14 protein-coding genes and 1 tRNA gene are annotated in these 14,011 nt (G+C 69.7%); 5 read left to right on the top strand and 10 right to left on the bottom strand.

What is annotated here, in order from left to right; all coding sequences use genetic code 11:
- From DFR50_RS27960 to pyrE, 4 genes are all read right to left on the bottom strand, one after another.
- Window positions 1-1,183, bottom strand: a 1,183-nt coding sequence (locus tag DFR50_RS27960; protein WP_210209061.1) for a porin, incomplete at its 3' end; no start/stop codon positions are given.
- Between the two features lie 628 nt (window positions 1,184-1,811).
- Window positions 1,812-2,213 (bottom strand): holo-ACP synthase, encoded by a 402-nt coding sequence (acpS, locus tag DFR50_RS27965; protein WP_113893046.1) that lies wholly within the window; start codon window positions 2,211-2,213, stop codon window positions 1,812-1,814.
- Window positions 2,210-2,968, bottom strand: coding sequence for a pyridoxine 5'-phosphate synthase (locus DFR50_RS27970; protein WP_113893047.1), 759 nt, complete (start codon window positions 2,966-2,968; stop codon window positions 2,210-2,212). The genes acpS and DFR50_RS27970 overlap by 4 nt, the downstream gene beginning before the upstream one ends.
- A gap of 22 nt (window positions 2,969-2,990) precedes the next feature.
- Complete coding sequence (pyrE, locus tag DFR50_RS27975) at window positions 2,991-3,587, bottom strand: orotate phosphoribosyltransferase (protein ID WP_113893048.1); 597 nt, start codon at window positions 3,585-3,587, stop codon at window positions 2,991-2,993.
- Window positions 3,588-3,717: 130 nt separating this feature from the next.
- Here pyrE and DFR50_RS27980 point away from each other — a divergent pair, with 130 nt between their 5' ends.
- A complete protein-coding gene (locus tag DFR50_RS27980; protein ID WP_210209062.1) occupies window positions 3,718-4,056 on the top strand; it encodes a cupin domain-containing protein in 339 nt (112 codons plus the stop codon).
- Between the two features lie 65 nt (window positions 4,057-4,121).
- Window positions 4,122-4,196: transfer RNA gene (locus tag DFR50_RS27985), tRNA-Thr, on the top strand.
- Between the two features lie 108 nt (window positions 4,197-4,304).
- Here DFR50_RS27985 and DFR50_RS27990 read toward each other — a convergent pair.
- Both DFR50_RS27990 and DFR50_RS27995 read right to left on the bottom strand, forming a co-directional pair.
- Entirely contained in the window at window positions 4,305-5,087 is a 783-nt protein-coding gene (locus DFR50_RS27990; protein ID WP_113893050.1) for an SDR family NAD(P)-dependent oxidoreductase, read from the bottom strand.
- 242 nt (window positions 5,088-5,329) lie between these two features.
- Window positions 5,330-6,010 carry a Crp/Fnr family transcriptional regulator gene (locus tag DFR50_RS27995; RefSeq protein WP_245428187.1) on the bottom strand — a complete coding sequence of 227 codons (681 nt, stop codon included), beginning with the start codon at window positions 6,008-6,010 and terminating at the stop codon, window positions 5,330-5,332.
- 191 nt (window positions 6,011-6,201) lie between these two features.
- On the opposite strand from DFR50_RS27995, the gene DFR50_RS28000 reads away from it, so the two are divergent.
- Complete coding sequence (locus tag DFR50_RS28000) at window positions 6,202-7,416, top strand: NnrS family protein (protein ID WP_113893051.1); 1,215 nt, start codon at window positions 6,202-6,204, stop codon at window positions 7,414-7,416.
- A 97-nt stretch (window positions 7,417-7,513) separates the two neighbouring features.
- Here DFR50_RS28000 and DFR50_RS28005 read toward each other — a convergent pair whose 3' ends face one another.
- From DFR50_RS28005 to DFR50_RS28015, 3 genes are all read right to left on the bottom strand, one after another.
- A complete protein-coding gene (locus tag DFR50_RS28005) occupies window positions 7,514-9,109 on the bottom strand; it encodes a class I adenylate-forming enzyme family protein (protein WP_113893052.1) in 1,596 nt (531 codons plus the stop codon).
- Window positions 9,066-9,302 (bottom strand): hypothetical protein, encoded by a 237-nt coding sequence (locus DFR50_RS28010; protein WP_113893053.1) that lies wholly within the window; start codon window positions 9,300-9,302, stop codon window positions 9,066-9,068. The genes DFR50_RS28005 and DFR50_RS28010 overlap by 44 nt, the downstream gene beginning before the upstream one ends.
- A gap of 175 nt (window positions 9,303-9,477) precedes the next feature.
- The gene (locus tag DFR50_RS28015) at window positions 9,478-10,695 is read right to left on the bottom strand and encodes an MFS transporter (RefSeq protein WP_245428188.1); all 1,218 of its coding nucleotides are present in this window, start codon (window positions 10,693-10,695) and stop codon (window positions 9,478-9,480) included.
- 413 nt (window positions 10,696-11,108) lie between these two features.
- Here DFR50_RS28015 and DFR50_RS28020 point away from each other — a divergent pair, with 413 nt between their 5' ends.
- A complete protein-coding gene (locus DFR50_RS28020; protein WP_147262960.1) occupies window positions 11,109-11,702 on the top strand; it encodes a hypothetical protein in 594 nt (197 codons plus the stop codon).
- Window positions 11,703-11,780: 78 nt separating this feature from the next.
- Here DFR50_RS28020 and DFR50_RS28025 read toward each other — a convergent pair whose 3' ends face one another.
- Window positions 11,781-13,421 carry a long-chain fatty acid--CoA ligase gene (locus DFR50_RS28025; RefSeq protein WP_113893056.1) on the bottom strand — a complete coding sequence of 547 codons (1,641 nt, stop codon included), beginning with the start codon at window positions 13,419-13,421 and terminating at the stop codon, window positions 11,781-11,783.
- Window positions 13,422-13,772: 351 nt separating this feature from the next.
- Here DFR50_RS28025 and rpmG point away from each other — a divergent pair, with 351 nt between their 5' ends.
- Window positions 13,773-13,940, top strand: a complete 168-nt coding sequence (rpmG, locus tag DFR50_RS28030; RefSeq protein ID WP_113893057.1) for a 50S ribosomal protein L33 — start codon at window positions 13,773-13,775, stop codon at window positions 13,938-13,940.
- Window positions 13,941-14,011 lie beyond the last annotated feature (71 nt).

Raw genomic sequence — 14,011 nt, forward strand, 5'->3', positions numbered from 1 at the left:
ACGTGTCGTACATCGCCATCGCCTGGCCATTGCCGTTGACCTGGCCGTTCTCGCCCCACATCGCGTCCGGCAGACCCGAGTACCACACCGCGTTCCGGGTGTAGGAGCCGGTCAGCAGGAAGGTGTCGCCCGGGCCGAACGACGGCAGGTTGAACTTCACGCCCGCGTCGATGCCCCAGCCGACCTTGTTCTGCGAGGAATTACAGTTCACGATGAGCGCGCCCACGCCGCAACCGGCGACGCCATTCGTGCCGTAGAGCGAGTTGTACGAGACGTTGACGTTATGGAGCACGCCGGACAGCTGGGCTTCGCCCCAGCCCTGGGTCACGTGCAACTGGCCGACGATGTCGGGCCAGCGCGTACCGCCGAAGGTGCCGCCGGGAGGCGCGAAGTTGGTGCCGCCGCCCGTCCCGCTGGCGTTCTGGCTTTCCAGCGACAGCGTCGCCGAGAAACCGCCGCCGAACGAGGCGGTGTAGGCGAGCAGGTTCGGTTCGTTGGAGCCCTTGCGGTCCGGGGAGAACATGTTCGCCCAGTTGTCGCCGCCGCCGACGAACGAGTAGAACGAGGACGCGACGCCCGCCGTGATGCCGGCCCAGGTGACGTAGGCGTTGTTGACCAGCACCGAGCTGCCGGTGTTGTCGAAACCGCTGCCCATGTTGGCGTTGAGGTCGACGTGACCGATCAACGGGCCATAGGCGGTGTTGGAGGCCATGTCGAAGCCGATGTTGGCGCGGGTCGTCCAGCCGATCGCGTTCCGACTCCAGGTATCGTTGCCTTGGCTGCGGCTGCCGGCGATCAGCACGCGCTGGCTCGAAGCGCCGCCCGAGGCCGTGCCGCCGGTGATCGTGCCGCCGGTGGAGACCACGCCCGTGGCGAGCCGAGCGAGAGTGGTCGGATCCGAGCCGCCGCCGCCGACGTAAGCGTTGTAGACGCTGGAGTAGCCGCCCTGGTTGTACTGGGTCGACAGGTTGCCGCCCTCGATCTGGGCGGTGATGTAACCCGAGAACTTCACGCAGGTGTCGGAGCCCGGCAGGGTCCAGCCGGTGATGCCGCCGACGTTGCAGATCTTGACGTATTGTTCGACCGGGGCGGCCTTCCTGGTGGGAAGATCGGCGGCTTGCGCCCCGGCGACTGCGACGATCGCCGCCGCCGAGCCCAAAAGAATGCTCTTCATGAGCGTCATGTGTGATCTCCAGTTAACGTTATGTATTTCGGTCTCGTGAAAACTCTGGCGCTCCGGTCCGTGCCTCGGGCCGGCGAAGCCGACGGGGTGCCCCCGGTTGGCGGCCTGCGCAAGCAAAGAAACGCCCATGACTTGCCTGGATCGGGAATTGCCCTGTTCACGCAACCGACCATACGCTGATCGAATCCGTCCTCAACTCCTATTCGACGACGAATCGCCGCTCGACGGCCATTATTCGGATCGTGTTGCAAAATCGACACGTATTCATCCTGTATCGATTTCATAATTTTGAAAAATATTTCATAATTGAAGATTCATTATTATGAGTTTTATCAGAGCTTGTTGTGTTACCTCCGTTCACAGCAAATAAATTGAATTTTATATTCGTAAACAAGGGCGCGGCCGTTGGACTCGCGCCTCCCTGCCGGGCAGCGGCCTCTTCGGATTCGAAATCGGAGTTCCCGCGCCGGGCGGCGGCCGATCAAGCGTCAGAGCCGGAGCAAGCGGAGCGGGAGAGGCTCGACGGCCGGCGCGAGATTGCGAAGGGCCCTCTGGGTCGCAGGGGCGCCGCGCCCCGAGCGCCGTCGTCGAGGCGGCGTTGCGCGCGGGCCGGCTGGCCGACCCGGACTTACGCGGCCGGGCGAGCCTCGATGATCACGAAGGCCTGGGCGAGCGGCGGCTCATCGGTGATGGTCAGGTGGATGAAGGCTTCCGTTCCCGGCGGCAGGATCGCCTTCAGGCGCAGGGCCGCCCCGCCGGTGAGTTTCATCGTCGGCTGGCCGGTGGGCAGGTTGACGACCCCCATGTCGCGCCAGAACACGCCGTTCCGCAGGCCCGTCCCGAGCGCCTTGGCGCAGGCCTCCTTGGCCGCGAACCGCTTGGCGTAGGAGGCCGCGCGCGCCGCGCGGGCGTCCGACCGGCGGCGCTCGAGGTCGGTGAAGCAGCGCCGGACGAATCGGTCGCCGTGGCGCGCGAGCGTCTGCTCGATGCGCCGGATGTCGCACAGGTCGCTGCCGACGCCGACGATCACCGCGCCGCCCCTGCGCCGGCGCGCCCCTCGTCCATCGCCGCGCGCATGCGCCGGATGGTGTCGGCGAGGCCGACGAAGATCGCCTCGCCGACCAGGAAGTGGCCGATGTTCAGTTCGACGATCTGCGGCAGGCTGGCGATGACGCGGGCCGAATCGTAATCGAGCCCGTGGCCGGCGTGGCATTCGAGCCCGAGGCCGGCCGACTGCGCCGCGGCGACCCGCAGCCGACCGAATTCGTAGTCGGCGCGCGCGGCGTCGCCGTGGGCGAGGGCGTCGCACCAGGCCCCGGTGTGCAGTTCGACCACCGGCGCGCCGAGGTCGGCGCTCGCCTTCAGGGCCTCGCTCGACGGCTCGATGAACATCGACACCCGGACGCCGGCCTTGCCCAGTTCGGCCACGTAGGGCTTCAGCGCCTTGAAGCCGCCGATCACGTCGAGACCGCCCTCGGTGGTGCGCTCGGTGCGCTTCTCGGGCACGAGGCAGCAGGCGTGCGGGTGCACGCGCAGCGCGATGTCGAGCATCGCCTCGGTCGCCGCCATCTCGAAATTGAGCGGCTTCCTGATCGCGGCCTTGAGCCGGCGCATGTCGTCGTCGTGGATGTGGCGGCGGTCCTCGCGCAGATGCGCGGTGATGCCGTCGGCGCCGGCCTCGATGGCGACCAGCGCCGCGCGGACCGGATCGGGCGCAGCCCCCCCGCGGGCGTTGCGGATGGTCGCCACATGGTCGACGTTGACGCCCAGGCGAAGCGCGGTCATCGGAAGTCTCCCTCGGGTTGGCCTAGCCGGCGAGCGACCGGCTGCCCGGCTTCGTCGCCGGAAGGGCGGCGAGGTCGGGCGGCAGCGCGTCGGCGGGATAGGCCGGAATGTCGAGCGTCGCCAGGGCGACGCGGGGCACGCCGATGTCGGCCTTGCCGCCGGACCGGTCGATCAGGCAGGCCGCGCCGACGATCCGGCCCGGATGCCGGGCGAGCGCCTCGAGGCACTCGCGCGACGACAGGCCGGTGGTGATGATGTCCTCGACCATCAGCACGCGCGCCCCGGCGGGAATCGTGAAGCCCCGCCTGAGCGCGAACGCGCCGTTCTCGCGCTCGACGAAGATCGCCTTGGCGCCGAGCCAGCGCGCCGTCTCGTAGCCCGGCACGATGCCGCCGACGGCGGGCGAGGCGACGACGTCGATCGGCCCGAATTGTTCCCGCGCCTTTTCGGCCAGCGCCCGGCACAGCCGTTCGGTGCGGGCCGGGTCCTGGAACACGAACATCTTCTGCAGGAACACCGGCGAATGCAGTCCCGACGACAGGATGAAGTGCCCTTCCAGGAGCGCGCCCGCGGCGCGGAACTCGTCAAGCGCCTCGTCGGCTGTTAAGGTCGTGCTCATGGCTCCTCTTAGCAGGCCCGCGCGCGCCGCGCCAAGCCGGAGCGCCGCCGCACCGAAGTTCCTCCATGCCGACGCCGCCGCCCTTTGCGACCAAAATCCTCGCAGCCGACCCCGACGCGACGGCGCCGCGGTGCGGCTTCTGCTCGCGCTCGCGGGCGGAAGCCTCGCGCATTTCGAGCTTCCCGCCGGGGCGGTGTCCCACGCCGTGACGCATCGCACGGTGGAGGAGCTCTGGTACGTCGTGGCCGGCGCCGCCCGGCTGTGGCGCAGGGCCGGGTCGGAGGAGCGGATCGAGCCGCTCGCGCCCGGGACGGCGGTGACGATCCCGCTCGGGACGGCGTTCCAGTTCCGCGCCGAGGGCGACGAGCCGTTCGCCTTCGTCGCCGTCACCATGCCGCCGTGGCCCGGCGCGGACGAGGCGGTCGCGGTCGAGGGGCCCTGGACGGCTACGGTCTCCGCCGGCCGGTAGCCGGCCGCCAGAGCGCCCTTGCGCCGGCCCGGGCCCGCTGCTAGCCAAGACGCCGCGAAAAAGGGGCCGGATTAGCACAGCGGTAGTGCAGCGGTTTTGTAAACCGAAGGTCGGGGGTTCGATCCCCTCATCCGGCACCATCTTTCCTTCCGCCGATCGCCAGTGTCCGAAAAAGGCGCTTTGGATTCGCGTCCCGAGCGTTCGCCCGGCTACGACCGTCGCCGCCGGTCCCCGCGCCGGGCGAGGAGTCAGAACTTGCTGTAGCCGCCGTCGATCACGAGGCAATCGCCGGTGTGGTAGGACGACAGCGCGCTCATCAGGTAGACCGCGATCCCGCCGAAATCGGCGGGCTGGCCGAAGCGGCGCATGGGAATGCGCGGCATTGCGGCGGCGACGAATTTTTCGTTGGCGGTGAGCGCGGCCGTCATGTCGGTCTCGATCCAGCCCGGCAGAATCGCGTTGGCGGTGACGCCGTAGCGGGCGTGCTCGACCGCGAGCGTGCGGACCAGTTCGTTGAGCGCCGCCTTGGTCGCGGCGTAGTGCTCGCCGCGCGGCATGCCGAACAACGAGGCGAGGCTCGACGTCGCCACGATTCGGCCGAACCGGTCGCCGCCCTCGGCGCGCCGGATCATGTGGCGCAGCGCCGTCTGGAAAACATGGAAGACGCCGTCGAGGTTGGTCGCGAACATCGCCCGCCATTCCGCCTCGGTTCGGTCGACGAAGGCGCGCTGGCCGAACGACCCCACGCCCGCGTTGGCGAAGCAGCCGTCGACCCGGCCGAAAGCCTCGAGCGTTCCGGCGAACGCGTCCTCGATCGCCGCGCGATCGGTCACGTCGCAGGTCCGCGCCTCGACCTGCGCGCCGCATTCGCGCAGGTCCGCGAGGGCGGCGCGGTTCTTGTCTTCGTTGCGGCCCCAGATCGACACCGCGCAGCCGGCGCGCGCGAGCGCCTTCGCCATGCCGAGGCCGATCCCGCCGTTGCCTCCCGTCACGATCGCAACCCGCCCGCCGAGATCGAAATCATTGGCCATCGAACAATCCTCCCCGCGGTCGCGCTTTCCGAGCGACGCCGGCCGCGAGCGGCATCTGAACCGACCGCGGCCGTCTCGGCAAGGCGAAGGGGCGGCGGGCCCGCTCGCGGAGTTCGTCACCCGCCGTCAGCCGAGCGTGACCGCGGCCAGTTCCGAATGAGCGGGCCTCGGACGGCTGGGAGCGAAGACTTGCCCCGCCAAACCGAACCTGCCGCCTTCGCCTTGACGTCGGTCAAGACTCCTCAGCCGACGGCGAACGCGGCGAGTCTCGCGACATCGGCGATGCTGACGCTCTCTCGCTCGACTGCGACGCCGAGGCCGGCGAGCTTTCCGAGCGCCCGGGAGAAGCTCTCCGGCTTCATGCCGAGGCGGCTCGCGATCAGGGCCTTCTCGTAGGGCAGCGCAATCCGGGCCGGGCCGCTCGTCGCCGCCGCCTGCCGGACGAAGAAGTCGGCGATGCGCTGCGGCGCCGAGCGGGCCTTCAGGTGTTCGATCTCGTCGACGAGCTGCCGCAGACGCATCGAGGCCGCGGCGAGCATGTCGAACGCCAGTTGCGGCTGGTCCATCACGGCGCGGCGCAGCTTGGCCGCGTCGATCTTGAGGATGCGCGCCGGCGAGACCGCTTCGCAGCCCGCCGGGAACCGCCCGCCGAGGAACATCGCGACCTCGGCGAAGGTCTCGCCGGCGGAAAAGATCGCGACCACCACCTCCTCGCCGTCCTCGCGCAGGCGGTAGAGCTTGGCCCAGCCCTCGATGAGGCAGAAGAACCCGTCCGCCGGATCGCCCTCGTCGAAGACGCGCTCGCCGCGGCCGTAGGTCTTCGGGCCGCGATCGCCGATCATGGCGCGCGTGATCGTGGCGCCCATCGCCTTGAACAGCGGCGCGCGCATGACGATGTCCCAGTCCGGATCGGAAAGTCCCACGGCGTTCCCTCGCTCCCGCGGTCTCTAGCAAACCCGCGCCGCCCATGCACGAGGAGCCGGGAGCGGGGCTCGCTTGACCTTGGTCAAGGACGGCGCCCGACAGATCGCTAGGACTGGGCGGCCCGCGGGCGGAAAGGCGAACCGATGCCGATGTCGAGCGCCTACGCTCCCTCGGGTGGAGACCGCATCCAATGACCGCCGTGCAGCACGCGCCTGTTCCTCGCTCCGCCGCCGCCGCCCGCGCCTGGCGGGGTTCGGCTCTGCTCAGCCGCGGCTTCCGGCCGTTCTTCCTCGGCGCCGGCGTATGGGCGCTGGTCGGCATGGCGCTGTGGCCGGCGGTCTTCTCCGGCGCGGTCGCGATCCCGACCGCCTTCTCGCCGGTCGACTGGCACGCCCACGAGATGATCTTCGGCTACGGCGCGGCGGTGATCGCCGGCTTCCTCCTGACCGCGATCCCCAACTGGACCGGACGCCTGCCGGTCGCCGGCGCTCCGCTCGCGGCGCTCGCTGCGCTGTGGATCGCCGGACGCGCCGCCGTGTTCGCCTCGTCCGCGATTCCGCGCCCGGCCGCCGCGATCGTCGACGCCGGCTTCCTCGTCGTCTTCGCCGCCCTCGTCGCGCGCGAGGTCGTCGCCGGCGGCAACTGGCGCAACCTCAAGGTTGCGGCGCTGGCGCTGGCGCTCGGCCTCGCCAACGTCGCCTTCCACGTCGAGGACGCGCGCGCGGGCTTCGCGGACCATTCGATCCGCGCCGCGCTCGGCCTCGTCGTCATGTTGATCTTGCTGATCGGCGGGCGGGTGACGCCGAACTTCACCGGCAACTGGATCGCCCGCAACGCCGCCGGCCCCCGCCCGGCGCCGGCCGGCCGGGCCGACGCGATCGTCCTCGCGCTGTCGGGTTTCGCGCTCGTCGCCTGGGCGGCTGCGCCCGAGGGCGTAGCCGCCGGCGTCCTCGCGCTCGCGGCCGGCGCCGGCAATCTCTGGCGCCTGTCGCGCTGGCGCGGGTTCGCGGCCCGGCGCGACCCGCTGGTCGTGGCGCTGCACGCGGGCTACCTGCTCGCCGCGCTCGGCTTCGTCGCGGCGGGGGCGAGCGCCCTTTGGCCCGCCCGGATTCCGTATGCGGTCGGCGTGCATGTCTGGGCGGTCGGCGCGGTCGGGATGATGACGCTGGCGATGATGACCCGGGCGACGCTCGGCCACACCGGACACGCGCTCGTCGCCTCGAGGACGACCGTCTTCGCCTATCTCTGCATCGCCGTGGCGCTCGCCGCCCGCATCGTCATGGCGATGGCGCCCGACGCCGCTCTGCTGCTGATGCATGTCGCCGCCTGCGCCTGGGCCTTCGGCTTCGCCGCCTTCCTGTTCGCCTACGCGCCCATGCTGATCCGCAGGAGCGGTCCGGGCTGAGGTCTTGCGCGGGAGGCGCGCTGTTCGTCGTCGCGAGGAACGCCGCCGGGACTCTTGATCCGGGGGACGCGGCGATCCGTCGCCACCGGCCGGACCCTCAGGCGAGCAGGGCCTGGCGCAGCTCGCGCTTGAGGACCTTGCCGTTGGCGTTGCGCGGCAGCGTGCCGGCGACGCGGTGGAACGCCTCCGGCGCCTTGTAGTCCGAGAGCAGCTCGGCGCAGTGGCGCTGCAGTTCGGAATCCTCGACCGCCTCGCGCAGCACCACGAAGGCGTGCACACGCTCGCCCAGCACCGGGCAGGGTTTCGCCACCACCGCGACTTCGACGATCTCGGGGCGGCCCAGCAGCACGTTCTCCACCTCGGAGGCGAACACCTTGTAGCCGCCGCGGTTGATCACGTCCTTGATGCGGTCGACGACCCGCAGGTAGCCGTCCGCGTCCCTGATCCCGAGATCGCCCGATTTCCAGTATCCGCCGACGAACTCGCGCGCCGTGGCCTCGGGATTGTTGAAGTAGCCGGGGACGACCATGGCGCCGCCGATCCAGATCTCGCCGGGCTCGCCCGCCCTCGCCTCGACGCCGTCGGGGTCCATCACCACGATGCGGCCGCAGGGGACGGCGAGCCCGACCGAATCCTTTCGCGCCGCCGTCTCGTCCGGCGGCATGATCGTGGCGGGCGAGGTGGTTTCGGTCGCGCCGTAGCAGTTGAGCAGCTTCAGAGTCGGCAGCCTGGCCGCGATCCGCTCGAGCGTCGCCTCGGGCATGATCGCGCCGCCGAAGCCGGACACCCGCCAGGCCGACAGGTCGGCGGCCGCGAAGTTCGGCGCCATGAGGCAGAGGGCGAACATCGCCGGCACGAGCAGCGAATAGGTCACGCGCCGCCGCGCCGCGAGGTCGATGAACTCGCTCGCCTTGAAGGACGGCATGACGACCAGCGTCCCGGCGCAGTGGATCATCGCGTCGACGAGCGCGATCAGGCCGGTCACGTGGCTCATCGGCACGGCGATGAGCGCACGGTCCTCCTCGGTCAGTTCCATCGCGATGCGATAATGGATGACGGAATGGGCGATGCTGAAATGGGTCAGCATCGCGCCTTTCGGACGCCCGGTCGTGCCGGAGGTGTAGAGGATGGTCGCCGCGTCGTCCTCCCCGACCGGCTCGGCCCGGCTCACGGCAAGCGCGCCCGAGAGCGCTTCCAGCGGCGGGCCGCCGTCGCGCCGCACCGCGACCGTATGCGCGAGGCTCGGCGGTTCGCCGGGCCGGGGCGTGCGGTCGGCGAGATCGGGCTCATGCACGACGACCCGGGCCGCGCAGTCTTCGATGATCTCCCGGTTCTCGGCGAGCTGATGACGGATGTTGAGCGGAACCGACACCGCGCCGAGCCGCGCGACCGCGAACAGCACGACGACGAATTCGACGCTGTTGCCGAGCAGCATCGCGACGCGGTCGCCCTTGCCGACGCCGAGCGCGCGCAGGCCCCCCGCGACCCGGCCGACCGCCTCGTCGAGCGCGCGATAGGTGAGCTCGAGGTCGCCGCAGACGAGCGCGACCCCGTCCGGACGGCGCGCGACGGCGCTTTCCAGCATCGCATGCACGCTCTCCGGCCGCTCGACGAAGGCGCGCACCACTCTTGCGCCGTAGTGCAGCTCGTCACGGGTCGCGGGCGCGCGGCCCCGGTCGAACCAACTGTCCATGGCGCTCCTCCTTCCGCTCCTGAACCAGCGACTTCGCGATCGCCGCCCTCTGCTGCTCGCCTCCCGAAAGCGCCACCGCTTTCGCCTCGTCGCCGATCTCGAAGAACCCCTCGGCCTTGCGGGCGCCGACCGCCTCGTCGGTGACGACCTCCCCGGCGTCGCTCGGCGAGCGCCAGCGTCTCCTCGAGCGCATGCGCGTCAAGCTCCCCTACCCCTTCGAGCCTTGCGAGACCACCCCGAATGGATCCGGCGCCGAAGGCTGCTCGAGCGTTGCTGCGAAAAGCGCCCCGGGGCGACCCGGAGGGAGGCAAAACGCGCCTTTGCGCGAACGACGGTCGCCCTCGGCCGCGCCGTCCGGTCCGCCCCCCTCATCTCCCGGCCTCGTTCGGCGGGTCGCCCGCGCCCGCGCCGTCGCCGCGGGTCTCGGGCATGAACAGGGCGAAGATCGCGAAGGCGACCGCGGCGGCGGCGGCGAGCGCGAGGAAGGCGGTCGAATAGCCGAAGCGGTCGACGACCTCGCCGACGGCGAGGCCGCTGATCGCGGCGCCGACCCCCTGGGTCGTGGCCACCGCGCCCTGCGCGAGGGCGTAGCGGCCGGTCCCGCGCATGATGTCGGCGATCACGAGCGGGGTCAGCGCCTGATAGATCCCGGCCCCCACGCCGTCGAGCAGTTGCACGCCGAGCAGCCAGACCGCGTTGTCGGAGACGAGATAGAGCGCCGCGCGGACCGGCAGGACGAAAAAGGCGACGAGGAAGATCGGGCGGCGGCCCCAGCGGTCGGCGCGCCAGCCGACGACCAGCGCGATCGGAACCATGACAGCCTGCGCGGCGACCATGCAGAACGACAGCATCGCGGTCGCCTCCTTGGGGAACTGCAGCGCGAGCTTCTGCCCGACCAGCGGCAGGAGCGGCGCGTTGGCGAAATGGAAGACGAAGGCGCAGGCGGCGAAGACGACGAGCGGGCGGCTTCGCAGCAGCGCCGAGGCCCTCTCCGCGCCGTCGCCGTCGCCGCCCAGGTCGCGCGCGCGGTCGTGGTCGATCGCTTTCGCCGGAATGGCGAGGACTGCCGCCGACGTCAGGGCCGCATAGACAGGCACCAGCAGGAACACCGCCCGTTGCGAAAAGGCGTAGCCGACGAGGCCTGCGACAAGCGCGGTGGCGATGTTGCCGCCATGGTCGAAGGCCGAGTTGCGCCCGAGCCTCCGGGCGAACGCGTCCTTCGGGACGAGGCCCAGGGTCAGCGCCGCGACCGCGGGCACGAACGCGTCTCCGGCGAGGGCGAGGATCGTGGTGGCGAACGCCATCGGCCAGAAGGTCGGGCGCAGGACGATGATCGCGGCCGCCGCCGACATCGCCGCCATCGTCGCCACGATCACTTCGCGCTTCGCCCGGGTGACGTCGATGGCGGCGCCGATCGGCGTCTGGAGCGCGATCCCGACGAGCGCGCTGGCGGTCGTGACGAATCCGACTTCGGTCTGCGTCCAGCGCCGGCTGGTGACGAGAAACACGTTGATGAACGGCCCGAACAGGTTGCGGACGTCGGCGGACAGGAAATTGACGGCGTCGAGGGCGAGCGGAACGGTCAATGGCCTGCCCCTGAACAGCAACGACGTCGACGTCCGGCCGAACGCGCGCCAGGGCGGCATGGTTCCGCTGCGCACCGAGTCGATCCGACGCGCCGTTCCCGGCCCGCGATTCCCATCGCGCGGATCATGCGCTGCGCGCCTGCGCCGCGGCAGCAGAGGACGGTGCCGCAGGGAAGCATAAGCGTGACGCAGATGGCTACAAAAGCGATTTAACCTACCTAATCTAGTTTACATTGGAAACAATTATTATAATTTCTAATACGGTGGCAACATTTTACTGTTCTTTTTACTGGATACGATATTGCAGGAGCGCAATACTCATGGTATTTGTTGAGGTGTCTTGTGGCCTGACTGCCTATTTCGTATGCGGGAATGCAAGATATTATGTCCAATCTGATCAAGGGGGTTCGTTGATGACATGGAAAACTTTGGCCGTTGCGGCCGCGCTACTCGGCGCCACGGCGCTCTCGGCTCACGCCGCCGTGGTTGGAACGCAGGCTTTCGCCGATCTCGGCTCGCCGACCGCCGACGGCAGCACGGGCGGCGATCTCAACACCGCGACCCAGTTCACGCTCGGCGACCTGGTGACCACGACCTCGCAGACCGGCGTTTTCAGCGGCCTGTCGACCATCATTGGGCCGGTCGCGTTCAACACGTCGGTCGCCGACAGCCTGAGCTTCACCAACCCGGAGTTCGGCTCGTTCACGAGCTCGAAATTTACCGAAACCATCAACGTGCCCGGCGCGATCGCCATTTTCGTGTTGGGCGAGTGGACCCCCGGCAGCTTCGGCGGGGTCACCGGCGGCCCCTACGCTTCGGGCTTCACCATCACCCTGAACCAAAATCCGGCGCACACCGGCGCGATCTCCGACTCGGCGACCTTCTCGGTGCCGCCGTCCGGAGTCATTCCGGAACTCTCCACCTGGGCGATGATGGGCCTCGGCTTCGCTGGCCTCGGCCTTGCCGGTTACGGCACCTCGCGCCGCACCGCGAGGTTCGCCGCGTAACCAAAGCCGGCCCGCCTTGCGACCGCCAGGGCCGCCCTCCGGGCGGCCCTGCTATCCCTCGCGAGGCTCGCGCCGGCGCTACCCAGACACCGCCAGATGGCCGTGGAATCGCTGGCGAAGCGCGGTCTTCAGGAGCTTGCCGGTGGCGGTGTGGGGCAGGCTTTCGACGAACACGACGTCGTCCGGCAATTGCCATTTGGGCAGCCTTTCCGAGAGAAAGGCGAGAATCGCCTCCGCGGTCGGCGCTCCGCCCGGGCGCGGGTGGACGATCAGGAGCGGACGCTCCTGCCACACGGGGTGCGCGACCGCGATCACCGCCGCCTCGAACACGTCCGGATGCGACATCGCCAGGTTCTCGATCTCGATCGACGAGATCCACTCGCCGCCCGACTTGATGACGTCCTTGAGCCGGTCGGTCAGCTGGACGTAGCCGTCCGCGTCGATGGTCGCGACGTCGCCGGTGCCGAACCAGCCGTCGCCGTCGAGGATCGCGCCGCCCTCGCCCTTGAAGTAGCCCGACACGATCCAGTTCCCGCGCACCTTGAGCTCGCCGACCGAGACGCCGTCGTGCGGCAGCGCCTGTCCGCCGCGGCCCGAGAGCTTCAGCTCGACGCCGAACACCTGCCGCCCCTGCTTGACCTGCATGTCGATCCGCGCGTCACGGCCGAGGGCGTCGTGCTTGTGGAGCGGCGCGCCCGTCGTCACGATCGGGCTCGTCTCCGTCATGCCCCAGGCGTGCAGGAGATAGACGCCGAGCAGATCGTGGAACTTCTCGATGATCGCCCGCGGCGGCGCCGAGCCGCCGCACAGAACCGTCTTCAACGCCAGCTGCGACAGGTCGAGCCGGTCGCGGTTCGCCTCGACCCAGCTCAGGACGTTGAGCCACACCGTCGGCACGCCGCCGGACTTGGTGCAGCCCTCCTGGACCATCAGCGAGAACAGGCTCTCGGGATCGAGCCTCGGCCCGGGCAGGACGAGCTTCATGCCGCACATCGCCCCGGAGAACGGCACGCTCCAGGCGTTGGCGTGGAACAGCGGCACCACGACCAGGAACGAATCGCGGCCAGACAGCCCGAGGCCGTCGACGGCGCAGGCGGCGAAGGCGTGCAGCACGGTCGAGCGATGGGTATAGAGCACGCCCTTCGGATTGCCGGTCGTGCCCGAGGTGTAGCAGAGCGTCGAGGCGGCGTTCTCGTCGAGGAGCGGCCATTCGTAGTCGGCGGTCTGGCCGGCGAGCAACTCCTCGTAGATCAGGAGCTCGCCGCCGCCGCCGAGCGCCGGCGCGCCCGCCCTGTCGCTCAGGGACACCCAGCGCACATGCGGCAGGCGCGGCGCGAGTTCGGCGACGAGCGGGCCGAACCCGGGATCGAAGAACACATAGCCGTCCTCGGCGTGGCGGATGATGTAGTCGAGCTGTTCGGGAAACAGGCGCGGGTTCACCGTGTGCAGCACGCGCCCCGACGACGTGACCCCGTAGTAGAGTTCGAGATGGCGATGGGTGTTCCACGCCAGGGTGGCGACCCGGTCGCCCTCACGCAGGCCGAGCGCGTCGAGCGCGCGCGCGAGCTTCTTCGCCCGCAGCGCCACCTCGGCGTAGGTCGAGCGATGGATCGCGCCCTCCGGATCGCGCGACACGATCTCGCGGTCCCCGTGCCATTTCGCGGCGTAGTCGACCAGCGTCGAAATCAGAAGCGGACGCTGTTGCATCAGTCCGAGCATGTTCCCTCCCCGCAGGCCGTTTCGGCCGGTCGCCCGAGCCTTGGGCCGGACGGCTGGCGCCGCAGGGCGCCTGCGCTCAGATTATCCAAACGGATGAGGTTGGCAAACGCAGACGACCCTTCGGGGACGGCGCCGGTCTCGGTCTCCGGCAGCGGGATCCGATCCCCGCGCTGATCGCTCGTCGCCCGACTGCGCCCTCGCCGGGCGCGCCGATCGCAGCCGCGCGATCGACATCCGCCTTGACTTGCGCGCCCGCCCGACTATGGTGCGCGCCAATCGCCCGCGAGACTATGCGGGCGTTTCCCGTTTCCGGCGCGGCCCCGCGCCCGTGTTCAAGGATTCAAGGACGACATGGCCAAGGCCGCATCGCTGAAGATCAAGCTGCTGTCGACCGCCGACACCGGCTATTTCTACGTCACCCAGAAGAACGCGCGCACCAAGACCGAGAAGCTGACCTTCAAGAAGTACGATCCGGTCGCGCGCAAGCACGTCGAGTTCAAGGAAACCAAGATCAAGTAAGCCCCGCCTCCAGCGGAGGTCGGCTTTTCGGGCGCCCACGGGCGCCCTTTTTGTTGCGTCCCTCCCGCCCG

The sequence above is a fragment of the Roseiarcus fermentans genome (genome assembly GCF_003315135.1).
GTDB lineage: Bacteria > Pseudomonadota > Alphaproteobacteria > Rhizobiales > Beijerinckiaceae > Roseiarcus > Roseiarcus fermentans.